This window comes from Bradyrhizobium sp. SZCCHNS2022 (genome assembly GCF_032377575.1).
Taxonomy (GTDB): Bacteria; Pseudomonadota; Alphaproteobacteria; order Rhizobiales; family Xanthobacteraceae; genus Bradyrhizobium; species Bradyrhizobium aeschynomenes.
The window spans coordinates 3,286,449-3,308,670 of sequence record NZ_JAUHHZ010000001.1; the positions used below are offsets into that span (position 1 = coordinate 3,286,449).

A 22,222-nucleotide genomic window follows, 5' to 3' on the forward strand; every position below is an offset into this window, starting at 1 on the left:
TCATCGCCCGGCTCGACCGGGCGATCCAGTACGCCGCGCCCCCTCCGCTTGATCTCGACAGCAACGTTTACTGGATGCCCCGCCTTCGCGGGGCATGACGAGGCATAGAGGATTGCTCATGACCACGCCGCTCAAGCCGCTCGATGATGCCGCCGCCAGCTTCGCCCGCCGCCATATCGGTCCCTCGCCGCGTGACGTCGCGGCGATGCTGGAGACCGTGAACGCAAAGAGCGTCGCGGAGCTGATGGCGCAGACCCTGCCCGGAACGATCCGGCAGTCCGCCCCGCTCGACATCGGCCCCGCCCTGAGCGAGACCGAGGCGCTGTCGCACATGCGCGCGCTGGCGGCGCGGAACCAGGTCTTCACCTCGCTGATCGGCCAGGGCTATTCCGGCACGATCATGCCGGCGGTGATCCAGCGCAACATCCTGGAGAACCCGGCCTGGTACACGGCCTACACGCCCTATCAGCCCGAGATCAGCCAGGGCCGGCTGGAGGCGCTGTTCAACTTCCAGACCATGATCTGCGACCTCACCGGGCTCGACGTCGCCAACGCCTCGCTGCTCGACGAGGGCACCGCGGCGGCCGAGGCGATGGCGCTGGCCGAGCGGTCGGCGCGCGCCAAGACCAAGGCCTTCTTCGTCGACCACAACGTGCACCCGCAGACCCTTGCGGTGCTGCGTACCCGCGCCGAGCCGCTCGGCTGGCAGCTGATCGTCGGCGATCCCGCCAAGGATCTCGACAGCGCCGAGGTGTTCGGCGGCCTGCTGCAATATCCCGACACGACCGGCGCGTTGCGCGATCCGCGCACCGCCATTGCCAGGCTGCACGACAAGGGGGCGCTGGCGATCCTCGCCGCCGACCTGCTGGCACTGACGCTTATTGCCTCGCCGGGCGAGCTCGGAGCCGACATCGCGATCGGCTCGGCGCAGCGCTTCGGCGTGCCGATGGGCTATGGCGGTCCGCATGCCGCCTACATGGCGGTGCGCGATGCGCTGAAGCGCTCGCTGCCCGGTCGCATCGTCGGCCTGTCCGTGGATTCGCGCGGCGCCCCCGCCTATCGGCTGGCGCTGCAGACCCGCGAGCAGCACATTCGCCGCGAGAAGGCGACGTCGAACATCTGCACCGCGCAGGTGCTGCTGGCGGTGATCGCCGCGATGTACGCGGTCTATCACGGCCCTGAAGGGTTGAAGGCGATCGCCCGCAATGTGCATCGCCGCGCCGCGGTGCTGGCGGCGGGTCTGCGCAAGCTCGGCTTTGCTCCGGCAAGTGACAGCTTCTTCGATACGATCACCGCCGAGGCTGGCGCCAAGTCCGATTCGATCATCGCCCGCGCTGAGGGCGAGCGGATCAATCTCGGCCGCGACGGCAGCCGGCTGCGGATCGCGCTCGACGAGACCACGACGCCCGATGTCGTCGAAGCCGTGTGGCGCGCCTTCGGTGGCGAGCTGTCCTACGCCGTGATCGAGGCCGAGGCGCGCGACGCCGTCCCGGCCGAGCTGAAGCGGCAACGGCCGTACCTGACGCATCCGGTGTTCCACGCGCATCGCTCCGAGACCGAGATGCTGCGCTATCTGCGCAAGCTTGCCGACCGCGACCTCGCACTCGACCGCGCGATGATCCCGCTCGGCTCCTGCACGATGAAGCTGAACGCGACCACCGAGATGGTCCCGCTGACCTGGCCGGAATTTTCCAGCCTGCATCCGTTCGTGCCGCGCGCCCAGGCCGCCGGCTATCACACCATGTTCGCCGAGCTGGAGGACTGGCTGTGCCGGATCTCCGGCTATGACGCGGTGTCGCTGCAGCCGAACTCCGGTGCGCAGGGCGAATATGCCGGCCTCTTGGCGATCCGCGGCTATCATGCCGCGCGTGGCGAGAGCCATCGCACGATCTGCCTGATCCCCTCCTCCGCCCACGGCACCAACCCGGCCTCGGCGCACATGGTCGGCATGGAGGTGGTCGTCGTCGGCTGCGACGCGGGCGGCAATGTCGACCTCGCCGATCTCAAGGCCAAGGCGGAGGCGCATAGCAAGAAGCTCGCGGCGATCATGATCACCTACCCCTCGACGCACGGCGTGTTCGAGGAGCACATCCGGGACATCTGCGACATCGTCCATGCCCATGGCGGCCAGGTCTATCTCGACGGCGCCAACCTCAACGCCCAGGTCGGCCTCGCCCGTCCCGGCGATTACGGCGCCGATGTCAGCCATTTCAATCTGCACAAGACGTTCTGCATTCCGCATGGCGGCGGCGGCCCGGGCATGGGCCCGATCGGCGTCAAGGCGCATCTGGCGCCGTTCCTGCCCGGTCATCCCAACACCGATGGCGCCACCGCGCACCCCGTGGGCCCGGTGTCGGCGGCGCCCTACGGCTCGGCCTCGATCCTGACCATCTCCTACATCTATATGCTGCTGATGGGTGGCGATGGCCTGACCCGCGCCACCGAGATCGCGATCCTCAACGCCAACTACGTGGCGGCACGCCTCGATCCGCATTTCCCGGTGCTGTACCGCAACGAGCGCGGCCGCGTCGCGCATGAATGCATCATCGATCCGCGCCCGCTGAAGCCAACCAGCGGCGTGACCGTCGACGACATCGCCAAGCGCCTGATCGACTACGGCTTCCACGCGCCGACGATGAGCTTCCCGGTCGCCGGCACCTTGATGATCGAGCCGACCGAGTCGGAGTCCAAGGCCGAGCTCGACCGCTTCTGCGACGCCATGATCGCGATCCGCAAGGAGATCGCCGAGGTCGAGCAGGGCCGCTTCAAGATCGAGGCCTCGCCACTGCGTCACGCGCCGCACACGGTGCACGACATCGCCGACGACGATTGGACCAGGGCCTATCGGCGCAGCGAAGGCTGCTTCCCGGAGGGCACCTCGCGCACCGACAAGTATTGGTGCCCGGTCGGCCGCGTCGACAACGTCTATGGCGATCGCAACCTGGTGTGCTCGTGCCCGCCGGTCGACGACTACGCGCAGGCAGCGGAGTAAGCTGCCTCGCGCCCGCTCCAATCGGTCACCTGCCACGGCTCACGACAGTCGATGACGTGAGCCGTGTCGGGGTCCGGCGCGATCAGCACGCCATGCCAGCGCCAGAGATTGGCGTTGGTCAATTCGGTGCCGCCCCACCAGCGCCGGATGGGATTGAGGGCCGTAAAGTCCTCCTCGCCGGCAAGGATGGCCTTACCGAGCGGCGTGAGCGAAAGCGTGCTCGCCTTGTAGCGGTCGAGACGTTCACGGCCGTGGTGCATCTCGATCGAGAATGGCCACTCGGCCAGGCCCGAAATCGCGGGCACCGGCGCCAGCGCCAGACCGTCGAGCAGCGCGCCGGCTTCCCAATAGTCGAACACGCGTCGTTGAAAGCGCTCCCGAAAGGGCGGCAGCACGTCGAGCGGGCGCTCGTAGCCGGCGGACAGCAATTCCAGGATTCTCAGCTCCGACGCGCCGAGGCCCGTCGCGGCCCCCGGAAGCTCATCGAGCATCTCCAGCACGCAGCGCCGAAGCTGCGGCAACGCACTCAGATCCTGCTTCAACAGATCGCACCAGGCCTGCGGCGTCGACGCTCGAAAAGCCCGCCATGCGAGATGACCGAGCTCCATATGCTCGCGTGAAACTGCAATGCCCATCGTCTGCTCGGCGATTTGCCAAGCTGGCGCATGAAGCGGTGTATCGACATGCCGCAACACGATCTTGGTCGCGATCTCCGCGTCATGGCGGAGATAATCCAAGAGCCAGATGAGCACCAGCTGGTCGTTCGGTCGGGTGTCCATCCAGAGCTCGACACGATCACAACGATCGACAACTTCGAGAAGACCCTGGCTGCGCACACCGGCGGCCATCAGTTCGCGCCGCGAGGCGAAATCCAACCAGTGCGCCATCTTCTGTCGCGGCGGGCGTCCGGCGAGAAAGGCCGACAGATCCGCATCGGACGGCAAAGGCCCCCACACGAAACGATGCAGAATCGGCACCACCAGATCGGCAAAGCCGCCTCTTCGTAGCGCACCGGCGCCGGGGTCGTCGGCCGTGAGAATGAGGCTTGTCATCCGCTTGGCTCCGTCATGGCACGACCGGCGCACGGCGCATTGGGCCGCCCGCAATCGATTTCGGCGAAAACCGGCGCCAGAAGGCCTGCGCCCTCTCATCGACTGCGCAGATCCGGCGATCCGGAAACACGGATTCTCCTGTTTGCCCCCGGAGACAAGTCATCCCTCAAGGGACGCGCGCTGCGTCAAGGATTGCACCCGCAGAAACCAGGCCAATCCACCGGAGCGCGACGTATGGGCAAACGACGGGCGCCGGAACGTCGTCAAACCGACGTCCCCGGCGCCCGCGATGCTCGCTCTACTCCTCCGCCGGCTCCTCGCCGTCGCCGTCGGCATCGCGCTCGGCGTTGCCGGCCAGGATCTGCTCGGCGATCAGACCGGAGTTCTGGCGGATCGCAGCCTCGATCTTCGCGGTCATGTCGGGGTTGGCCTTGAGGAAGGTCTTCGAGTTCTCGCGCCCCTGCCCGAGCCGCTGGCTGTCATAGGAGAACCAGGCGCCGGATTTCTCGACGATGCCCGCCTTGACGCCGAGATCCAGGATCTCGCCCATCTTGGACACGCCCTCGCCATACATGATGTCGAACTCGACCTGCTTGAACGGCGGTGCCAGCTTGTTCTTCACCACCTTCACGCGGGTGGAGTTGCCGATCACTTCGTCGCGCTCCTTGATCGCGCCGATGCGGCGGATATCGAGGCGTACCGAAGCATAGAATTTCAGCGCATTGCCGCCGGTGGTGGTCTCCGGCGAGCCATACATCACACCGATCTTCATGCGGATCTGGTTGATGAAGATCACCATGGTGTTGGACTTGTTGATCGACGCCGTCAGCTTGCGCAGCGCCTGGCTCATCAGGCGGGCCTGCAGGCCCGGCAGCGACTCGCCCATCTCGCCCTCGAGCTCGGCCTTGGGCACCAGCGCCGCCACGGAGTCGACGACCAGAACATCGACCGCGCCGGAACGCACCAGGGTGTCGCAGATCTCCAGCGCCTGCTCTCCCGTGTCCGGCTGCGAGATCAGGAGCTCGTCGATGTTGACGCCCAGCTTGCGCGCATAGACCGGATCGAGCGCATGCTCTGCGTCGATGAACGCGCAGATGCCGCCCTTCTTCTGCGCTTCCGCAACGGTATGCAGCGCCAGCGTGGTCTTGCCCGAGGATTCCGGCCCGTAGATCTCGACGATACGCCCCTTGGGCAGGCCGCCGATGCCGAGCGCGATGTCGAGCCCGAGCGAGCCGGTCGACACCGTCTCGACGTCCATCGAGCGGTCGTTCTTGCCCAGCTTCATCACCGAGCCCTTGCCGAACTGACGCTCGATCTGGGACAGCGCTGCGGAGAGCGCCTTACTCTTATCCATGGAGGAACCTTCGACGATACGCAGGGCGGTGGCGGACATTGGCGCTCCTTATGGCGGGGATTCGCGGGATGGACAAACGGTTAACGAGGTCGGGCAGCAATCTTGAGGTGAATGTACCCCATCTGTTCTTTGTTCGCAATATGTTCTTGCGCGTTTTCCCGATCGTTCGCAGAGGCCACAAGTGGCTCGGTCGCATGGACGGCCGATCACACAGCCCCAGCGGCGACTGCGCACAGGATCCGGGGTGCGCGATCGAGCCAAGTCGCGACAGGCTGGCCGAACCGCGACCCGCGACACCGGTTGCGACCCGACCATCCCCACGATCGAGCCTCGCTTCCCTCGACTGCGACGAACCGAAATTCAACCAAGAATTGTATTTGCCATCAAGCTTGCCATGCGGCTCGTGGTTTGCTTCCTCTCGAACTCGCAGCAACTCGCATCGCCCGGGCACCGCATGTCGAACAGCAATTCCCACCGTGACGCTGTGGCGGCCGGTCGGCCCGAAGGAACTCGCGCTGATCGAAGCGTCCGGCATGCGCGCATTTCCGCCGCGCCTTCCCGAGCAGCCCATCTTCTATCCCGTGCTGACCGAGGACTACGCGGTGAAGATCGCGCGCGACTGGAACGTGCCGGCCAGCGGCAGTGGTCATGTGCTGCGCTTCGAGGTGCGGCGAGATTTTCTCGATCGCTACGACGTGCACGAGGCCGGCGGGCGCGACCACCTGGAGTACTGGATTCCGAGCGAGCATCTCGCGGACTTCAATGCCGCCATCGTCGGCCCGATCACGCTCGTCAAAACTTTTCCTTGAAGCAGACGACAAACAAACAGACTTCTGCACGCGTGCGTAGACCGCACGCTCCGTGGTTCTCCTGACGAGAACGAAGTTCCCGCAACCCTTCTACTTTTGTTCGGCTCATGACATGAGCACGCGCACTGATTTCGTGCAGCGACCTGCTCTCGCCGATCCCTAGATCTCGCGCGACCTCACTCGGTCGCAGCGAGTTCCACAGCAGGATGGCCGCGACTGGCCTCGCGCGCACCACGAAGACGATGATTGATTGCGGGCCTGCCGACCTCGGCAAGGAGAACACGATCCTGCATTCTTTATCTGTTGACCATCATACCGCGGGGCCTTGAGTTGCCGGTGCATGCGGTCATGACAGGCAACAGGAACCTCCATCGGCGAGCAGCTCGTCCAGGATGAAATGGCGCTGCTGTTCCCCGCATGCGTGACACAATCAGAAGGCGACAAGTCCTGCCACCTGGACGGGACGTGATGGAGATCACGCGATATGCGGCCGGGTCACCGTCAAACCACGGCCATTGTCATAAACTTTTGGTTGTGGTAACAAATTCAGGTCATCGGGCGTCGCAACGAATTGATCAGCCCCGAATTTGTTTGTTCGTTTTCGATGACGGTTGGCGAATGTCACCGGCTGATACTGGCGCGTGATGTGCCGTCACCCTCGAATGCCATCTGCCAGCAATGGCTGCAGGCTCTGTCACCCGTAGGCGCACGGCCCTGAAACCATCCGCGCCGAAAGAAGGCCCCGGACCGCGTCCGGGGCTTTTGACGTTGCGCGCCCCCGCATGGGGACTGATCAGCAGCGCAGCTGCCGTTTTGTCGCAGCCGACCTGGAACGGATCGCGTCGGTTACGCATCATCATGTCGATGACACGCGATGATCTCACCTGCCGCTGCTGCAGAGCCGGCCTCCAGCGCATCGAGCTTCATTCGCAGCGCGGGGCTGCAGGAGACCGCCGCTGCCCGGCCTGCGACGCGCTGCTCGAAACCGTCGATGGCGCGACGGAGGTCGTCTACCGGCTCACGGTCGTGCCTGAGCGGGTCTTCGACGCGCGACATGCGCGCCCTCAAAAGACCGCACGTTCGCCCTGCAACCTTGATGTGACGCAAGGTGAGCATGCGCGTAACGAAGTAGATTGAAATTGTCATTGCCGAACTGCCCTGCCGGGAAGCTCCGACGTTGACCCGAGCCTCGGATCGCGGCGATCCGAGGCTCATTCGTCGCGGGTGGCTCGGGAATCGCGACGCCATGCGCTTTCGCAGCCACGACACCTGGCGGCCATCGCGAGCGGCGCCACTGGCGACCGTATTTTACCGGAATTGATCCAAGGGGCGTTTCCGCATCCATTTACGCTGCGTTCATCAAACCCAGCGGCCTGGGGCGGTCAGGGCTCACCGGTTTTGGCAATGCCGCTCTATTTCTTTCGTATCCGTAACGGCCACTTCTCAGGCGCGTCCGAGTACGGCACCGAGTGTGCCGATCGCAATGCAGCCTGGAAAGAGATGACGACTGTGTGCGCCGACATGGCCAGCAGCATCTCGCGCAAGCTCGCCGAAAATTCCGAGTGGCAGATGGAGCTGCTCGACGAAACGCGGCAGCCGGTCTTTCGCATCCGCATCGTGGCCGAGTCGCTCGACCAGGCGTGACGGCGGCTTGCGGTCCGCGCGTCGCGCCGACCCTGAATGGCGAGCGCGACAATCAACAACCAAAGGCTGCGTAAGTTGTTGCAAATGCCTGCCATTTCGGCAGGCGCCCTTGATCCAGATCAAGTAGCCAGTTGCCCTCCTGGCAGACACTTAAACTTGTATGGGTAATCTGATCTTCAAATGTCCGCGGACCGGGATGAACGTGCAGCATTGGCTGGAAGAGCCGAAGCCAGGCGACCCCGCATGCGCTTACGAAACCGTGGTTTGCAAGGCCTGCACCCGGCTTCACTTCATCAACCGCGACACCCGCAAGCTGCTCGGCGAGCGCGAGTGAGCAGCGTTGCTTTAGTCTGCGCTCGGCAATCGCCGCATCGTGAATTCGATGGCGCCATCGGGAAGCTCGCGCCAGCTTTCGACGGCGCTCATATAGCCGGCCTTGGGATAGCGGCTCAGATAGTCGCGCGCCTTGGCACGCGCTTCCTCGCGCGGCAGGGTGAACGTGTCGCGCACGTAACCATCGCTTACGTAGCCCTCGCGGCCGTCGCCCTTCCGGCGCCGGGCCGCCATCCGGCTGGCGATGTCCCGCGGGCGCAACCCCATCAATGAACTCCCGACACGCTGCAACCCCGTCAATATAGACGAGACTGCGCGGAATCCGAGTCCGGAGGATGGGGGTCTGGCCCGCCGAATCGCTTCAGTTGGTGCTGGCGCCGGATTTCGGCTTCTTAGCCGCCGTGGTCTTCACCGGAGGGGTCGTCTTCGGCTGTTCCGCAGCGCGCACATTGCCCCAGGGGTCGGAGCTTGTCTTGGCATCCGGGATCTTGCGCATGGTGTCCTTGTAGGCCTTGTCGCGCGCGGCCTCCGCCTCCTTCTCCTCGGGGGTCTTGGACGGACCATCCGCGAGAAGATTGATGTTCGGCATCTGCGCCATCGCCGGAACGGCCCAGCCGGTCAGCAAGGCGACCGTCATCGTCACGATCAGCTTCTTCATTGGTTACTCCCCGGTATAAGCCGCCTTATACCATTGCATGGCCCTGCGCCAAGTCTGCGGGATGCGAAGTCCGCGGGATGCCACGTCTGCAGGATGCCCCGTCTGAGGGAACCAGGTTCAGGCGCAAACCCGGGGTATCGCAGCCGTCTCGCCGGACCTGTCGCCTCCCCGGCATTCATCATAGGATTTCAACTCCGGCCTTTTCAAGCCGGCGGCCATCGGCCGGCCGCTCCGGCCTGCGCTGGAGCCTGTCGGCGACAACAATCTCGGAGGACCACCGCCAGTGCCGAACGACACCCCGGAATTCACCCTCGACGAGGCGCGGCGCATCCTGGATGAGGTGTTCGCACCCTGGATCAAGGATCTCGCTCTGGCGGTCGAGGCCATCGCCCCATCGGCGCAGGGCGAGCCCGGGGCCATCCTGCGGATGCCGTTCTCCTCACGCCTATGTCGTGACAATGGCGTGGTCTGCGGCCAGGCCTTGATGGCCTTTGCCGACACCGCGATGGTGATCGCCATGGTGACGGCAAGCGGCGGCTATCGGCCCATGACCACCGTCGACCAGACCACGCATTTCATGCGCGCCATAGCCTCCGCCGACGTGATCGCGGATGCACGTGTCGTTCGGATGGGGCGGACCATGAGCTTCGGCCGGGTCACGCTGACGAGCGCATCCGACGGCAAGCCGGTGGCGATGGTGTCGAGCGCCTTTGCGATGCTCTGATAAGGGTGGCTCCGGAGACTTAACGAAACGTAAAGACGACGGTCCGGCCTTCGCGGGCCGGATTTATCTCAATGAAACCCGGGCCTGATTTATTTTACGCGCTTTTGACACGAAAGGCGGCGTCAGCCGGCATCGGGTTACGGCCATGAGCGAGACAGATGAGAAGCGGATCGCACCCCGGCATCGGGTGCTCAAGCAGGGCAGGCTGGCGTTCGACGGCGGCGGCGCGGTCGATTGCATGGTCCGCAACATGTCCGATACGGGTGCGCGGGTCGAGGTGGTGAGCCCGGTCGGCCTGCCCGAGGCGTTCACGCTGGTGATCCCGTCGGACAAGTTCACGCGGCGTTGTCACGCGGTGTGGAGCCACGACAAGCGGATCGGCGTGGCCTTCGATTGAGCGGATCCGGCGGCTAGAGCCGCCGCCTCCGCAGCCGCCATCGCCAGCCGGCCGAGACAAGCACCGCAATCACCAGGCTCGCCGTGAGGCCACCGCCGGCGAACCGTCCGCCAGGCCTGTCGATCGTTCGCGACCACCAAGACGGCGCCTCGCCCGCCCGCGCCAGCCGGAATGCCACGACACTGTCGCCCAGCGATGTGCCGGCCTCGGAATGGCCGCCGGCTGCGATCACCAGATATTGCTCGCCCTTCCACTCATAGGTCATGGGATTGGCGACGCCCGGCGCCGGCAGCCGGCCCTGCCACAACTCCCGCCCCGTGCCGGCGTCGAAGGCGCGCAGATAGGCATCCATCGCGCCGGTGAAGACCAGTCCGCCCGCCGTCACGGCGACACCGTTGACGAGCGGCGTCCCCCATTTGAACGCAAGCCCGAGCGGCGCACGATCCTCCGTGGTGCCGACCGTCGCGCGCCACAGGATTTTCCCGGCCTTGAGATCGACCGCGACCATCTCGCCCCAGGGCGGCCGATTGCACAACAAACCGAGCTTGGACATCGCAACCGCGCGCGTCACCGCGAACGGCGCGCCGCGTTGCAGGCCGAAATCGACGCCGCGCGGCGGTGTCATGCGGTCGGCCTCGGCGCGCGGGATCAGCCTGACGACGTGAACGGCGCGACTGACATTGGCATAGAGGATCTGGTGGACGGGATCGAACGCCGCTCCGCCCCAGTTCACGCCGCCGCCGGTCATCGGATAGAGCAGCGTGCCTTGCGTCGTCGGCGGCGTGTAGAGGCCGTCGTTGCGCAGACGTGCGAGCTGATCGTCACAGGATGAATCGACGACGCGCGGCATCACCCGGAAGATGTCCGCCGGTGCGAAACGCTGCTCCAGCAGCGGCGGCACGTGCGTCGGAAATGGCTGCGTCGGAGAGAGATGCTCGCCCTCGACCGCGCCTTGCGGCACGTCACGCTCCTCGACCGGCCAGATCGGCAGACCGGTGTCGCGATCGAGCACGAACACGAAACCCTGCTTGGTCGGCTGCATCACGACGTCACGCATGCCCTGCCCGGTCTCGATCCGCGCCAGCGTCGGCTGCGCCGGCAGGTCATAGTCCCAGACGTCGTGATGCGTGGTCTGGAACGACCAGGCGGGCGCGCCGGTCTCGAGCCGCAACGCGACGACGGAATCGGAATGGCGATTGTCGCCAGGGCGCGCGCCGCCGAAGAAATCCGGACTGGGCGAGGACGTCGGAAGGAAGACCAGGCCGCGCTCCTCGTCGACTGACATCGGCGCCCAGACATTGGCATGGCCGGCAACGATGCCGTCATGGATCAGCGGATCGAAGCTCCAGCGCAGCTCGCCGCTGCGCGCATCGAAGCCGCGCACGGTGCCTCGGGGCGCATCGACCCGTACATTGTCGCCGATCGATGAGCCGACCACCACGACACCACGACCAATCACCGGTGCCGACGTGATCTGGAATTCTCCCGGCCACAGCAGGTCCCTGGCGATGTCGATCCGCACTTCGCCATCGGCTCCGAAGCCGGCGCAGGGACGTCCGGTCCGCGCGTCCAGCGCGATCAATCGGGCATCGACCGTGCCCATGAACAGCCGGCTGCGGCATGCCGCATCGGCCGGCGCCTGCGCGTCGATCCAATGCGCGACGCCACGGCAGGCATAGCGATTGGCCGGACGCCGTCCGTCGCCGACCTTGGGATCGAAGCGCCAGCGCGGCACGCCGGTGCCGGGGTCGAGCGCGACGACCTCGTTGAACGGGGTGCAGAACACAAGGCTGTCCTCGACCAGGATCGGCGTCGCCTCGAACTTGGTACGAAGCGCTGCCGCCGGCGGCCGGCTCTGGAGATCACCGGTGTGATAGTCCCAGGCGGGCACCAGCCGATCGACGTTCGCCGGCGTGATCTGCGCCAGCGGCGAGAATCGCGTCCCCCCGGCGTCGCCACCCCAATGCTCCCAGCCATGGGCCGGCCCCCCCATCAGCTGGCTCCAGATGACCGCCGCCCAAACGCCACCTTGACGCAACCACATCCTCCTCTTCCTCCCGCAAGCTGCCTCCGAAGCGACGCGTGAGCCATGAGAGCATCTCCCATGGGCAAATCCAGTCGAATGGGACGGTTGGCAGCCGATGCGGGACGAGTGGTTGAACGCAATGACGGATGGCGGACGCCAGGGACGACCGGACGGAGCTTTCTCCAAATGGAAGCGGCCGCCCTTGCGGACGGCCACTTCGTTGACGTGGGAGACGATGAGCTTCAGTAACCGTAGCCGCGCCGCGTCGGATAGCTCTGAGGAGCCCGACCATAGCCGCCTCCACCATAGCCCCCGCCGACGCCGATCCCGACGCTGACCGGCGGCGCCACGCGTACCGGAGGGCCATAATAGTCGCGTGTCGGAGGCGGCGGCGCATAGACCACGACGTCATCGCCAGGGTCGCGGCGAGGCGTCCGGCTGGCGCGCCTGGGCGGATCCTCGTCGCGCTTCCGGGCCGGCTTCTCCTCGACCCGCTTCGGCGTCTCCGATTTGCGGGCCGGCGGCGGTGTCTGCGAGCACGGGCAGGTGGGACCCGCGGTGGCGGCCACCGGCACGACCGGCGGGCTGGCCGGAGCCGCGGCAGGGATCGCCGCATTGGCGGCCGCCACGACGGGCGCCACCACCGGCCGATTGCGCAGCCGCTCGATCAGCTTGCGTGCGGTCGGGGTCAGATCGCTGTCCGGATAGCTCGCGAGAAACCCTTGATAGGCGGCGACCGTGTTGATCAAAACCGCCTCGTTCCAGGCCGCCATCCTGTTGTGGAGGTCGAGCCATTCCCGCGCCTGCGGACCGTAGGGCGGCGCGGTGTAGAGCGCCACGAACGCCTCATAAGCTTCGACGCTGCCGTCGCCGACGATGATCTCGTTGGCGGCTTCGATCGGCTTGCCCTGCAGGCTGCGCTTCCATTCGTCGACGCTGCGCTTGGCAACCACCGGCCGCGGGCCGGCATTGGCAGCGCTCGCATCGGCGGAGACGACGAAGCGAAAATCCTCCGTCAGCGACGACGAATCCCAGGGCGTCTGGCGGCCTTCAGTGACCTTGTTCACTGCCACGCGCACCCGCTTGAACGCCTGCTCGATCGGCAGGCCCGGCTCCCGCGCGGCCTGTAGCAGGGCCGTGGTGTATGGGCTGTTGGCGCCGGTGCCGTCCTCGGCTTCCGCCCCTGGCGAGGTCGAGTACGACAGGAAGGTGCCCGGCGCGCCGGTCTTGGTGTCGACCAGCGCGAGACCGCGGCCGGCGTTCTGATTGATCGCGGGAAACGGATTGTTGCGGCAGGCGTCGAGCAGCAGGATGCGCATCCGGCTGGGCACAGAGTTGAGCGTATTCAGAAGATCGTTGAGACGCACCGCCTGCAGCGGAATGTCGGCCTCACGTCGTGGATCGACGTCGACCGGAACCAGATAGTTCTCGCCATCGATCTGCAGGCCGTGGCCGGCATAGAACACCAGCGCCACCGTATCCGGTCCCTTGCTCGCAATCTTTGCGGCAAAATCCCCGACCTCGCGGTTCAAGTCGCGCTGCGACAGATCGGCGGCCCGGGTCACATCGAAGCCGGCCTCTGCCAGCATCTTGGCCATCGCATTGGCGTCATTCGCCGGATTGGGCAGCGGGGTCACCGCACGATAGGCCGACTGCCCGATCACCAGCGCCAGCCTGCTGCTCTCGGCCAATGCGGGCGACAATCCGGCTAGCAGGCCGCCGGCCAGCACGGCGGCCCTGAGAGCGTGGCGGAACATGGCAATCTCCAATCTGCACGTGACTTGCCCGTTGGTCGGGCCGGTTCGCGGCCCGGTTCATTGCCGGGAGCAAATGCCGCACGGTCGGCTCCACTCGGCAGGTCCTGCCGAGGCGTGGCGTCCTGGTCGACATCTTTGCAGCACGAGATTCCCGCAGCATTGCCGCGATCGCGACCTAGCGTCCGCGCCGCATGGCGTGTAGCTCGAAAATGCGACTGATGGCGTCAGTTGCGGGAATGCTCGCGGCCCTGCCGCTTGCAGGCTGCGCCGCAGACAGTCAATCCCGCCTCCCCGCCTTCATGCGCGCCAGGGCCCCCGAGCCGCCGCCGGAAGCTCCGCCCGACGTGGCGGTTCTCGTCCGCAAGTCTCTCGACATGATCTTCGTCGCCACGGCGCAGCCGCGCGATCTGGAGGCCACACCCGCCATGCGCACGGAGCGTGGCGACGCATGGACCGCCTGCGTGCGCGCCCAGATCATCTCCGTCGCCGGCGCTCCGCTCCGGCGCCAGACCTACCGGCTGACGATCAGGCAAGACGAGATCATCGACCGGCGGCGCGCCGTCCAGGCCGCGACTGCGTGTCTGATGACTACAAACCGATCCTGCCCACGAAATGATTCAACCACAGGGCGATTGTATTAAATCCGGACGACCGGAGCTGATGACGAGCCGCTCCATGCAAGAACCTGCTACCACCTCGGGAACGTAGTGTTAGTTATTAGCTAACGCAAACCAGCGACCGCCCAGCGAACGAATGGCTCAAATTTAACGATTCCTGGGGAACATCATCTCCGACACACGCGCGGAATGACCCTTGGAATCTGGTTCTCCATGAACGTTCATATCGTCGGCGATGACACAGCCAAGCTCGCCCTGCTTCGTGGCATGCTGGCCGAGCGCTGCTCGCTCACATCGGAGCTGATCGGTGACGCCGACATCAAAGGCGGCGACATCGACGCCATCGTCGTCGCCGCGGATCTGCGCGACGTCGACAACATCACGGCATTGAAGGAGATCTCCGACCGGCTGGCGCGGATTCCACGCCGAATCTTCCTGACCAACCACAAGTCCCGTCTGTCGACGGTTCAGGCCTATGCGCTCGGTGCTACGAGCGTGTTGTCGAGCACACCGAGCCGCAATCAGTTGCTGGGAAAGCTGCTGGATGCGCGGCCGAGCTCGGCGGTCAAGAGCGTTGCGGTCGACGATCGCCAAGCCGCATTCACGGGCGCGGCCTGCATCGCCTCGATGTTCGCTGCGGTGCTCGGCGGCGCCGAGATCGACATCGAGGAGACGCGTCGCGCCGGCAAGCGGATTGCGGAATGTATCGCTGAAAACGGCCTGTCTGACTGGCTCGCGACCGTTCGGCGCCACCATGAAGGCACCTATCAGCATTGTCTGCTGGTTACCGGCATCACCGTCGACTTTGGCCTGAGCCTCGGCGTCCACAGCTCCGATCTGGAGCGGCTCTACATGGCCGCGATGTTCCACGACATCGGCAAGGCCAAGATCCCGCTGACCATCCTCGACAAGCCGGGCCGGCTCGACGTCAAGGAGCGCGCGCTGGTCGAAACACACCCCGCGGCGGGATACGATGCGCTGAAGGACAACGCGGCGATCACGACCGAGGTGCTCAACGCGGTCCGCCACCATCATGAATTTCTCGACGGCAGCGGCTATCCGGACGGGCTGATGGCCAACAACATCCCGGATCTGACGCGCATCCTCACCATCTCCGACATCTTCTCGGCCTTGATCGAATATCGCAGCTACAAGCCGGTGATGGCGCGCGAGAAGGCATACGAGATTCTGCAGGGGATGGAAGGCAAGCTCGAGAAGCCGCTGATCGGCGCCTTCCGCGATGTCGCGCTGATGCGCTGAGGCTCAATCGAGCCGTGGTGAATGCGCCGTTAAGGCCGGCACGCAAATCCTAATCGAGCGGCAAGGCCTATCTTGTCAGCTTTGCGATACCGTTCGGCGGGGCGGCGCGGTTCGCGCAGCAAGGGGACGATGGGACGTGGCCGAGATCATCGATCATTCGATTGCACATGCTTCAGCGGGCGCACCGGGGCGCCGCACCCCCGCCGGCACCGTTGCGACGGCAGCGCCCTTGCTTGCGCTCGGAGAGGTCGCTGTTCCGGCCTGGCAGGCTCTCGCCCAGCGGGCGCTGGAGCCGAACGGCTACTACCTGCCGGGTTGGGAGCTCGCCGTCGACGCCTCTGCCCAGGGCCGCACCGGCACCTCGGCGCTGTGCGCGTGGAATGACGACCCGTCTCCTCACCTCGTCGGCCTCATGCCCGTCACCTCGCTGTGGCGCGCCTGCAAGCTGCCGCTGCCTGTGCTCGCCAGCGGCCACCCCTACGGCACGCTGTGCACGCCGCTGCTCGATGCCGGCAGCGCGGAGCCGGCCGCGGCGCGACTTCTCGACGAGGCCAGGCGAACGGGTGCACGCGCGGTGCTGCTGCGCGACATGTCGGTCAAGGGACCCGTGATGCAGGCGTTCGCCGCCATCCTCGGCAGCGCGGGGCTGCGTCCACGCATCGTGCACTCCTACGAGCGAGCATGCCTCGACGCGACCGGCGACGGCGAGACGATGCTCCACGACGCGCTCGGCACCAAGAAGCTGAAGGAGCTGCGCCGCCAGCGCCATCGTCTGGCCGAGCATGGCGAGATCCGCTTCGAGGTCGCGCGCGCCCCCGGCGATGTCGCAGCTGCGCTCGAGACCTTCCTGCGGCTCGAGGCGAGCGGCTGGAAGGGACGCCGGGGCACCGCGCTGATCCAGCATGATGGCGATGCAACCTTCATCCGGCGCGCAGTACCGGCGCTCGCGCAGGACCACGCCTGCGAGGTCATCAGCCTCCTGGCCGGAGACATTGCCGTGGCTGCGGGCATCGTGCTGCGCCACCGCGGCCGCGCCTTCTTCTTCAAGCTCGGCGTCGACGAGCGGTTCGCGAAATATTCGCCGGGCGTGCAATTGACGCTCGATCTGACGCGGCACCTCTGCAGCGATCCGGCCATCAGCTCCGCCGATTCCACCGCGGGTCCCGACCATCCCATGATCAATCCGATCTGGCGCGGGCGCCTTGCGATCGGTGACGTGCTGATCCCGCTCTATGCGCGCGATCCCGCCGTCGAGATCATTCACGCCGCGCTGATCGCCCGCCGCCAGGGCCTCGGCCTTGCCCGGCGCGCGGTTCACGCGATCCGCGACTGGCGGAGACACCGGACGACTACTCAGCGGCCTCCGCATTGACCTCTGCCGAGACCTGGCGAATGGCGCGCGCCAGCATTTGCGGATCCTGCGCGCCGGACACGGCGTATTTTTGCGCAAAGACGTAGGTCGGCACGCCGGAGATGCCCTTCTCCGCGGCTTCCTGGGCCTGCCCCGAGACCAGCGCGACGTCCTCGTCGGTTGCCAGCATCTTGCGGACGACGGCGGCATCGAGCCCGCAATCCGCGGCGGCCTGCACCAGCACCTCGGTCTCGGTGAGATCGCCGCCGTCGCGGAAATACAGCTCCATCAGCCGCTGCTTCATCTCGGCCGCCTTGCCGATCTGGCCGGCCCAGTGAATGAGGCGATGGCAATCGGTCGTGTTGGGCTGGCGCGCCACCTTGTCGGGCCGGTAGGTCAGTCCCTCCTGCTCGGCGGCCGCGACCACGCGACCCGCGATGCCCTTATAGGCTTCGACCGAGCCGAACTTGGTCGTCAGATACTGCTCGCGGCTGATACCCTCGCGCGGCACCCTGGGATTGAGGAAGAACGGCCGGAAGTTCACCTCGACCGGTACGTCGGGCACCAGCTTCAGGGCCTCCTCGATGCGATGCTTGCCGATATAGCACCAGGGACAGACGACGTCGGAGACGACGTCGATGATCAGCGGCTTCAAGGTGCTCATGCGCGTGCCTCCAGGTTCCGACGGGCTGCGTCCAAGATAGAGTGGTGAACGGCCAACACAAGCTCAGGTCACAGCGAGGTAACCATCTCCTTCAGCCTCGCGGCCGTGAGCTCGTCAGCCGGGAAGAAGGTCTCCAGCGCCAGCTCCGACAGCGTGATGTCGACCGGCGTGCCGAACACCATCGTCGTCGAGAAGAAGCTCAGCACGTCGGCGCCGACCCGCAGCCGCAGCGGAATCGCGACGCTGTCGGTTGCGACGGGCCCCGATCGCGCCGGGATCGGATAGGATTTCAGCTCCTGATAGAGCGTCAGCAGGTCGGCATCCGCGGTGGCCTCGCATTGCCGGTGCAGCCGCTCCAGCAGATGCCCGCACCATTCGGCGAGGTTCACCGTCCGCGCGGCGAGCCCCTCGGGATGGAGCGCGACGCGCAGCACGTTGAGCGGTGGCGCCAGCAGCCGTTCGGGGATGCCCGCCAGCAGCGGCGCGATCATCCGATTGGCTGCGACCAGGTTCCAGTGCCGATCCACCGCGAGCGCCGGATTGGGCTCATGCGCCTTGAGCACCAGATGCATCGCCTCGCGCGCAGCCTTGAGCGCTGGATCATCCAGCGGGCGCTGCTGAAACGCCGGCGCGTAGCCCGCGGCCACCAGCAGCACGTTGCGCTCACGCAGCGGCACGTCCAGCCGCTCCGCCAGTTTGAGGACCATGTCGCGCGACGGCGCGGCGCGGCCGGTCTCCACGAAGCTCAGATGGCGCGCCGAGATCTCGGCATCGAGCGCGAGGTCGAGCTGTGACAGATGCCGGCGCTGCCGCCACTGCCGCAGATGCTCTCCGACATGAACGGGTTTGGCGCGGTCGGCGCGCGCCGAGGCGAGCTGGGTCATCATGAGCGGAAGACCTATCACGCAGACGTCAGCGCCACCATGACGTGCGAGGTAATCGAAATGCCTCGCATTGCCGATCATCGTCCTCACCACAGGAGATGACCGATGAGCAGGCCGCACACGCCGACAACGAGTCCAGTCGCAGCCGTCAGCCGCTGGATGGCCGGGCTTGCAACCTCGCTGCTGGCGCGCTCGCTCAACCTGCCGGAGCCGCTGCTGCACGCCACGGGCAGCCTCGTCTTCGCGCAGGTCTATGAAATGGAGCTCCGGGCCGCACGCTCGCTGCGCCCGGCGCGCCTGCGACGTCAACTCCTCGCCTGGTTCCGCTGAAGCCAACCTCACCCCAACCGAAGGAGACCCGACATGATCACCTCGTCCGCCCTGCTCCGCCGCGCCTTGATCGCCGATGCCGTGTTCAGCGGCGTCGCGGGCCTTGCGCTCACCTTCGCCGCATCGCCGCTCGCGGCACGGCTGCAACTCCCGGACGCCCTGCTTCTTGAGACCGGCCTGTTCCTGATCGTCTATGCTGCGTTCGTCGGCTGGCTGGGCTCGCGGCCGCTGGCACCGAAGCCGCTGGTCCTGCTCGTCATCGCCGGCAATGCCGCCTGGACGATTGGCAGCATCGCACTGCTGTTCTCCGGCCTCGTGACGCCCAACCTGCTCGGCGAGATCTTCGTCGCGGCCCAGGCGGTCGGCACCGGCGTGTTCGCCGAGCTGCAATATATGGGGTTGCGCCGAAGCGCCGGCGCGGTCGCCGCCTGAACGGCCAGACGTCGAGCGATCGGTCGCCGCGTGCCGCGCGGCGGCCGGCTTCGCTCAGGCTGCCTTGGCGCGACCCGCGGCCGCTTTCGCCGAGCCGGATTTCGTCTTGGCGCGCTTCAGACCGGCAGCATCGCGGCGCGTCTGGCCGCGAGTCTTGGCCGCCTTGTCCATGCTCGCCTTCGTCATGGCCCGCTGCTTGTCCCTGCCCTTGACGAGCGTCTCGGCCTTCTTCTTCGCCTTCTTCTCGGCCTTGCGCGCGTCTTTCGCTTTCTCCTTGGCCTTCACCCGCGCCCGCTCGTCGCGCGCCTCGGCCTGCTTCTTCGCCCGCTTCTTCTCGCAGGCATCGCATTTGCAGCCAATCGGCTTCAGATAGGCCTTGAAGTAGTCGGTGCCGTAGTCGTAGTTGATCTCGTCGCCGGGCGCGATGTTCTTGATCGCGCGGATGACGATCTTCTTCTTGCGCGGCTTGACGTCGGATTCGGCGTTCGGCTTGCAGGAATGATTGATGTAGCGGGCGACGTTCTCGCGGATCGAGCCGTCGATGGTCCAGCGCTTGTCGAGCTCGAACAGATATTTGTTCTCGATCGCGTCGTCCTCCGCCTTCTTCGAATCCAGCAGCGGTCCGAAATAGCGGATGATCTTGGTGCCCTTCTTGATCGGCTGCGTGGCAAACAGGCCGAGCCCCGTCTTGGAGCGGCCGACGCGATAGGGTTTGGTCTTTGGGATGACAGGCATGAGCGATGAGAAGAGATGGACCTCGCGAGGCCGCCGTTCTAGGATAATTTCGCGACGCTGTCAGGTGTTTCCCGCTGCCGTTTCGCGCCGTCCCCAGCTTGCAGCGTCCTGCGCGGGACGAGTTCCGGACATCAGGCGCACGCGCATGCCCAGATCCTTCATCAATGGTGCTGCCCCGCGAATCAGTGTCGCGCTCGTGCTCTTGATCCCGTGGATCGGCCGGGCACCTGCCGAGACCATCGCCAGCGCCTACACTTCGGCGGCCGCCAAGGACTGCCGGACCATCGGCAAACCGGAGGGCGACAGCTCCACGCAAACCTGTCCCGGCAGAGACGGCCTGATCCTGCTCGTGAATGAAGGCGATCTTCGCCAGACGGTGTCGGTGGGCCGCAACATCCGCACCGCCGCGAAGGAGCCCGCAGCCCAGACCTGGTTCGGTCCGTTCAACTCCGCCGGCCCCATCGTGGAGTGGCGCATGGCCGACGGCAAACCGTTCGCGATCATCCAGCGCTGGCAGATCGCCGACAATGACGACCAGGGCAGGAAGGGGCCGAAGGACAAGCCGATGCTGGTGGTAACGCGGCTGCCGCCGGGGCCGGTGTGCCACGTCGCTTATGTCGATGCCGCCGGCACCAACGCCAACGAGCTCGCGCGCCAAGCGGCCGACGAGGCGGCGCGGGGCTTTGCCTGCGGCAAGGACAAGGTGAGGATCATGGGCCCGCGCGGCCGCGTGATCGATCTGGCGTTGCCGCAGCCCTAGCCTCTTCTGCCTCCGGCATCCCGGTCCTTGATGCGATGGTAGCGTGCGAGCAGCCGCTCGCCCTTTGCTGCAATCCGGCGCGCAGCTGCCACGGTGCGCGGCACCGGCTCGCCCCAGGCATGCGCTGAGAGCGCCAGCCGCGTGGGACGCCCTTTCGCGTCGACGAGCGGCGGCAACCGCTTGCGTCCGTAGAACCGCACCGCCCAGCTGCCCTTGCGGCGCATCTCCAGCGGCGTCATCTCCGACACCTTCTTGGTGACGCCCGGCTTCAGATGCGCGCCGTCGCGTTCGGCAAACGCCCGGCGCCCCGCCGCGGTGAGGCCGCCGCGCGGATCCTTCTCCGGCGCTTGGGTTGTCGTCTTCCGAGAGCGAGCCGCGCCGCGCTTGGCCGGTCGCTTCTTTGCAGAGGGGGCCGCGCGCGGCTTGGTCTTGGACTTCGCCGTCCGCTTGCGACCGCTGGTCTTGGTCTTGGCGGCCTTCTTGGCCGCAACACGCATGTTGTCGACGAGGTTGGGATAGCGCCGTCCCGCCCGGCGGGCGCGCGCCTTGGCCGTCGCCTTTTGTGCCGGGGTGAGAGGCTTGGAGGCCTTGCCGGCGCGCTTGCGCGGATTGGTCTTGCTCCAGGGAGCGCGTGGTGATCGTGCCATGCGTCATCAACGCATGATCCCCGACCAGGTTTCCGCTGCGTCGAACTACGCCCCCGGCGGCAGCCTCGGCACGGTCGCGCGCAGCATCGCATCCAGCAGCGATTCGGCCGTGGTGCCCGCGGGAGAGCGGCGCAGAATGTCGGCGAGCCTGCCGTCGAGCAGCAGCATCGTATAGCCATGCACCAGCGACCACGCGCGCGCGATCGCCGCGGCCTGATCCAGCGACAGCTCCTCGTCGCCGACAAGGCCTTCGCGTCCCGCCACCGAGCCCGCCAGACCGGCAAAAGAGGCCTCGGCGGCGGAGTGCAGCGACGGGCGCGAATAGTCGAGGCGCTCGGTGCGGAACATCAGCCCGTACATGCCGGGATTGGCCTGCGCATAAGCGACATAGGCATGCGCCCGGGCCATCGCGCGCTCGATCGGCGTGCCCGGCGATTCTCCCGCGGCCTTCATCGCCGCGTTGAATCGCGTGAAGCCGATCGCGGCGAGCTCGCTGACGAGCCCGGTGAGATCCTTGAAATGATGCGTCGGCGCTGCATGGGAGACGCCCGCCTCGCGCGCCACCGCGCGCAAGGTGAGGCCGGCGAGGCCGTCCCGCTCCAGCACGCGCTCGGCGGCTTGCAGCAGCGCATCGCGTAGCGCGCCATGGTGATAGGGCGCCGCCTCCGCTGCGCCGGTACGTCGCCGCGCCAGGCGTGCCGCTGGCGCAGGCGTGCGGCCGGGCCGGACCCGAACCTGTTCCGTCTTGCTCGTCATGAGCCTCCTTATACAACCAATTTTGACACCGTAAAGATTT

At 66.3% G+C, this 22,222-nt stretch carries 24 protein-coding genes; 13 read left to right on the plus strand and 11 right to left on the minus strand.

Annotated features, from left to right (window positions below; genetic code table 11):
- Window positions 1-118 precede the first annotated feature (118 nt).
- Window positions 119-2,992, plus strand: coding sequence for an aminomethyl-transferring glycine dehydrogenase (gene gcvP / locus QXZ94_RS14630; protein ID WP_315720993.1), 2,874 nt, complete (start codon window positions 119-121; stop codon window positions 2,990-2,992).
- Here the strand turns inward: gcvP and QXZ94_RS14635 are convergent.
- Both QXZ94_RS14635 and recA read right to left on the minus strand, forming a co-directional pair.
- Window positions 2,971-4,098 carry a DUF1835 domain-containing protein gene (locus QXZ94_RS14635; RefSeq protein ID WP_315720994.1) on the minus strand — a complete coding sequence of 376 codons (1,128 nt, stop codon included), beginning with the start codon at window positions 4,096-4,098 and terminating at the stop codon, window positions 2,971-2,973. The genes gcvP and QXZ94_RS14635 overlap by 22 nt on opposite strands.
- A 244-nt stretch (window positions 4,099-4,342) precedes the next feature.
- Window positions 4,343-5,437: a recombinase RecA gene (recA, locus tag QXZ94_RS14640; RefSeq protein ID WP_315720995.1), complete on the minus strand. Its 1,095-nt coding sequence runs from the start codon at window positions 5,435-5,437 to the stop codon at window positions 4,343-4,345.
- Between the two features lie 476 nt (window positions 5,438-5,913).
- Between recA and QXZ94_RS14645 the strand changes: the two genes are divergently transcribed.
- From QXZ94_RS14645 to QXZ94_RS14660, 4 genes are all read left to right on the plus strand, one after another.
- The gene (locus tag QXZ94_RS14645; protein ID WP_315726278.1) at window positions 5,914-6,207 is read left to right on the plus strand and encodes a hypothetical protein; all 294 of its coding nucleotides are present in this window, start codon (window positions 5,914-5,916) and stop codon (window positions 6,205-6,207) included.
- A gap of 858 nt (window positions 6,208-7,065) precedes the next feature.
- Window positions 7,066-7,344, plus strand: a complete 279-nt coding sequence (locus QXZ94_RS14650; RefSeq protein ID WP_315720996.1) for a hypothetical protein — start codon at window positions 7,066-7,068, stop codon at window positions 7,342-7,344.
- Between the two features lie 267 nt (window positions 7,345-7,611).
- Complete coding sequence (locus QXZ94_RS14655) at window positions 7,612-7,851, plus strand: DUF6894 family protein (RefSeq protein ID WP_015665825.1); 240 nt, start codon at window positions 7,612-7,614, stop codon at window positions 7,849-7,851.
- 196 nt (window positions 7,852-8,047) lie between these two features.
- Window positions 8,048-8,185 (plus strand): hypothetical protein, encoded by a 138-nt coding sequence (locus QXZ94_RS14660; protein ID WP_172114324.1) that lies wholly within the window; start codon window positions 8,048-8,050, stop codon window positions 8,183-8,185.
- Between the two features lie 11 nt (window positions 8,186-8,196).
- Here QXZ94_RS14660 and QXZ94_RS14665 read toward each other — a convergent pair whose 3' ends face one another.
- Window positions 8,197-8,451 carry a hypothetical protein gene (locus QXZ94_RS14665; RefSeq protein ID WP_315720997.1) on the minus strand — a complete coding sequence of 85 codons (255 nt, stop codon included), beginning with the start codon at window positions 8,449-8,451 and terminating at the stop codon, window positions 8,197-8,199.
- Window positions 8,452-8,545: 94 nt separating this feature from the next.
- The gene (locus tag QXZ94_RS14670) at window positions 8,546-8,842 is read right to left on the minus strand and encodes a hypothetical protein (protein ID WP_172114366.1); all 297 of its coding nucleotides are present in this window, start codon (window positions 8,840-8,842) and stop codon (window positions 8,546-8,548) included.
- A gap of 283 nt (window positions 8,843-9,125) precedes the next feature.
- On the opposite strand from QXZ94_RS14670, the gene QXZ94_RS14675 reads away from it, so the two are divergent.
- Together QXZ94_RS14675 and QXZ94_RS14680 are read left to right on the plus strand one after the other, a co-directional pair.
- Entirely contained in the window at window positions 9,126-9,566 is a 441-nt protein-coding gene (locus QXZ94_RS14675; protein ID WP_315720998.1) for a PaaI family thioesterase, read from the plus strand.
- Window positions 9,567-9,711: 145 nt separating this feature from the next.
- The gene (locus tag QXZ94_RS14680; RefSeq protein ID WP_172114368.1) at window positions 9,712-9,963 is read left to right on the plus strand and encodes a PilZ domain-containing protein; all 252 of its coding nucleotides are present in this window, start codon (window positions 9,712-9,714) and stop codon (window positions 9,961-9,963) included.
- A 13-nt stretch (window positions 9,964-9,976) separates the two neighbouring features.
- Here the strand turns inward: QXZ94_RS14680 and QXZ94_RS14685 are convergent, their stop codons facing one another.
- Window positions 9,977-11,956, minus strand: a complete 1,980-nt coding sequence (locus QXZ94_RS14685) for a pyrroloquinoline quinone-dependent dehydrogenase (RefSeq protein WP_315720999.1) — start codon at window positions 11,954-11,956, stop codon at window positions 9,977-9,979.
- Window positions 11,957-12,231: 275 nt separating this feature from the next.
- Entirely contained in the window at window positions 12,232-13,746 is a 1,515-nt protein-coding gene (locus tag QXZ94_RS14690) for a caspase family protein (RefSeq protein WP_315721000.1), read from the minus strand.
- A 236-nt stretch (window positions 13,747-13,982) separates the two neighbouring features.
- Between QXZ94_RS14690 and QXZ94_RS14695 the strand changes: the two genes are divergently transcribed.
- From QXZ94_RS14695 to QXZ94_RS14705, 3 genes are all read left to right on the plus strand, one after another.
- Entirely contained in the window at window positions 13,983-14,387 is a 405-nt protein-coding gene (locus tag QXZ94_RS14695; RefSeq protein WP_315721001.1) for a hypothetical protein, read from the plus strand.
- Between the two features lie 189 nt (window positions 14,388-14,576).
- Entirely contained in the window at window positions 14,577-15,623 is a 1,047-nt protein-coding gene (locus QXZ94_RS14700; protein ID WP_315721002.1) for an HD-GYP domain-containing protein, read from the plus strand.
- A 136-nt stretch (window positions 15,624-15,759) separates the two neighbouring features.
- On the plus strand, window positions 15,760-16,995 hold the full coding sequence (locus QXZ94_RS14705) for a GNAT family N-acetyltransferase (protein ID WP_409998751.1): 1,236 nt from the start codon (window positions 15,760-15,762) through the stop codon (window positions 16,993-16,995).
- Here QXZ94_RS14705 and QXZ94_RS14710 read toward each other — a convergent pair.
- Both QXZ94_RS14710 and QXZ94_RS14715 read right to left on the minus strand, forming a co-directional pair.
- On the minus strand, window positions 16,973-17,638 hold the full coding sequence (locus QXZ94_RS14710; RefSeq protein ID WP_315721003.1) for a DsbA family oxidoreductase: 666 nt from the start codon (window positions 17,636-17,638) through the stop codon (window positions 16,973-16,975). The two genes, QXZ94_RS14705 and QXZ94_RS14710, sit on opposite strands and share 23 nt — an antisense overlap.
- A 68-nt stretch (window positions 17,639-17,706) precedes the next feature.
- Window positions 17,707-18,522, minus strand: coding sequence for a helix-turn-helix transcriptional regulator (locus QXZ94_RS14715; protein WP_315726282.1), 816 nt, complete (start codon window positions 18,520-18,522; stop codon window positions 17,707-17,709).
- 105 nt (window positions 18,523-18,627) lie between these two features.
- On the opposite strand from QXZ94_RS14715, the gene QXZ94_RS14720 reads away from it, so the two are divergent.
- Together QXZ94_RS14720 and QXZ94_RS14725 are read left to right on the plus strand one after the other, a co-directional pair.
- Entirely contained in the window at window positions 18,628-18,852 is a 225-nt protein-coding gene (locus QXZ94_RS14720) for a hypothetical protein (protein WP_315721004.1), read from the plus strand.
- 33 nt (window positions 18,853-18,885) lie between these two features.
- The gene (locus tag QXZ94_RS14725; RefSeq protein WP_315721005.1) at window positions 18,886-19,284 is read left to right on the plus strand and encodes a hypothetical protein; all 399 of its coding nucleotides are present in this window, start codon (window positions 18,886-18,888) and stop codon (window positions 19,282-19,284) included.
- Window positions 19,285-19,338: 54 nt separating this feature from the next.
- Here the strand turns inward: QXZ94_RS14725 and QXZ94_RS14730 are convergent, their stop codons facing one another.
- Complete coding sequence (locus QXZ94_RS14730) at window positions 19,339-20,019, minus strand: SET domain-containing protein (protein ID WP_315721006.1); 681 nt, start codon at window positions 20,017-20,019, stop codon at window positions 19,339-19,341.
- A gap of 145 nt (window positions 20,020-20,164) precedes the next feature.
- On the opposite strand from QXZ94_RS14730, the gene QXZ94_RS14735 reads away from it, so the two are divergent.
- A complete protein-coding gene (locus QXZ94_RS14735) occupies window positions 20,165-20,779 on the plus strand; it encodes a hypothetical protein (RefSeq protein WP_315721007.1) in 615 nt (204 codons plus the stop codon).
- Here the strand turns inward: QXZ94_RS14735 and QXZ94_RS14740 are convergent.
- Together QXZ94_RS14740 and QXZ94_RS14745 are read right to left on the minus strand one after the other, a co-directional pair.
- The gene (locus tag QXZ94_RS14740) at window positions 20,776-21,426 is read right to left on the minus strand and encodes a DUF6321 domain-containing protein (protein WP_315721008.1); all 651 of its coding nucleotides are present in this window, start codon (window positions 21,424-21,426) and stop codon (window positions 20,776-20,778) included. The two genes, QXZ94_RS14735 and QXZ94_RS14740, sit on opposite strands and share 4 nt — an antisense overlap.
- A gap of 45 nt (window positions 21,427-21,471) precedes the next feature.
- Window positions 21,472-22,182 (minus strand): TetR/AcrR family transcriptional regulator, encoded by a 711-nt coding sequence (locus QXZ94_RS14745; protein WP_315721009.1) that lies wholly within the window; start codon window positions 22,180-22,182, stop codon window positions 21,472-21,474.
- Between the last annotated feature and the right edge of the window lie 40 nt (window positions 22,183-22,222).

Coding starts and splice junctions, on each gene's coding strand:
- gcvP (WP_315720993.1), top strand. CDS start 119: ATGACCACGCCGCTCAAGCCGCTCGATGATGCCGCCGCCAGCTTCGCC.
- recA (WP_315720995.1), bottom strand. CDS start 5,437: ATGTCCGCCACCGCCCTGCGTATCGTCGAAGGTTCCTCCATGGATAAG.
- QXZ94_RS14650 (WP_315720996.1), top strand. CDS start 7,066: ATGTCGATGACACGCGATGATCTCACCTGCCGCTGCTGCAGAGCCGGC.
- QXZ94_RS14655 (WP_015665825.1), top strand. CDS start 7,612: ATGCCGCTCTATTTCTTTCGTATCCGTAACGGCCACTTCTCAGGCGCG.
- QXZ94_RS14660 (WP_172114324.1), top strand. CDS start 8,048: ATGAACGTGCAGCATTGGCTGGAAGAGCCGAAGCCAGGCGACCCCGCA.
- QXZ94_RS14665 (WP_315720997.1), bottom strand. CDS start 8,451: ATGGGGTTGCGCCCGCGGGACATCGCCAGCCGGATGGCGGCCCGGCGC.
- QXZ94_RS14670 (WP_172114366.1), bottom strand. CDS start 8,842: ATGAAGAAGCTGATCGTGACGATGACGGTCGCCTTGCTGACCGGCTGG.
- QXZ94_RS14680 (WP_172114368.1), top strand. CDS start 9,712: ATGAGCGAGACAGATGAGAAGCGGATCGCACCCCGGCATCGGGTGCTC.
- QXZ94_RS14685 (WP_315720999.1), bottom strand. CDS start 11,956: ATGGGGGGGCCGGCCCATGGCTGGGAGCATTGGGGTGGCGACGCCGGG.
- QXZ94_RS14690 (WP_315721000.1), bottom strand. CDS start 13,746: ATGTTCCGCCACGCTCTCAGGGCCGCCGTGCTGGCCGGCGGCCTGCTA.
- QXZ94_RS14695 (WP_315721001.1), top strand. CDS start 13,983: ATGCTCGCGGCCCTGCCGCTTGCAGGCTGCGCCGCAGACAGTCAATCC.
- QXZ94_RS14700 (WP_315721002.1), top strand. CDS start 14,577: ATGAACGTTCATATCGTCGGCGATGACACAGCCAAGCTCGCCCTGCTT.
- QXZ94_RS14710 (WP_315721003.1), bottom strand. CDS start 17,638: ATGAGCACCTTGAAGCCGCTGATCATCGACGTCGTCTCCGACGTCGTC.
- QXZ94_RS14715 (WP_315726282.1), bottom strand. CDS start 18,522: ATGACCCAGCTCGCCTCGGCGCGCGCCGACCGCGCCAAACCCGTTCAT.
- QXZ94_RS14720 (WP_315721004.1), top strand. CDS start 18,628: ATGAGCAGGCCGCACACGCCGACAACGAGTCCAGTCGCAGCCGTCAGC.
- QXZ94_RS14725 (WP_315721005.1), top strand. CDS start 18,886: ATGATCACCTCGTCCGCCCTGCTCCGCCGCGCCTTGATCGCCGATGCC.
- QXZ94_RS14730 (WP_315721006.1), bottom strand. CDS start 20,019: ATGCCTGTCATCCCAAAGACCAAACCCTATCGCGTCGGCCGCTCCAAG.
- QXZ94_RS14735 (WP_315721007.1), top strand. CDS start 20,165: ATGCCCAGATCCTTCATCAATGGTGCTGCCCCGCGAATCAGTGTCGCG.
- QXZ94_RS14740 (WP_315721008.1), bottom strand. CDS start 21,426: ATGGCACGATCACCACGCGCTCCCTGGAGCAAGACCAATCCGCGCAAG.
- QXZ94_RS14745 (WP_315721009.1), bottom strand. CDS start 22,182: ATGACGAGCAAGACGGAACAGGTTCGGGTCCGGCCCGGCCGCACGCCT.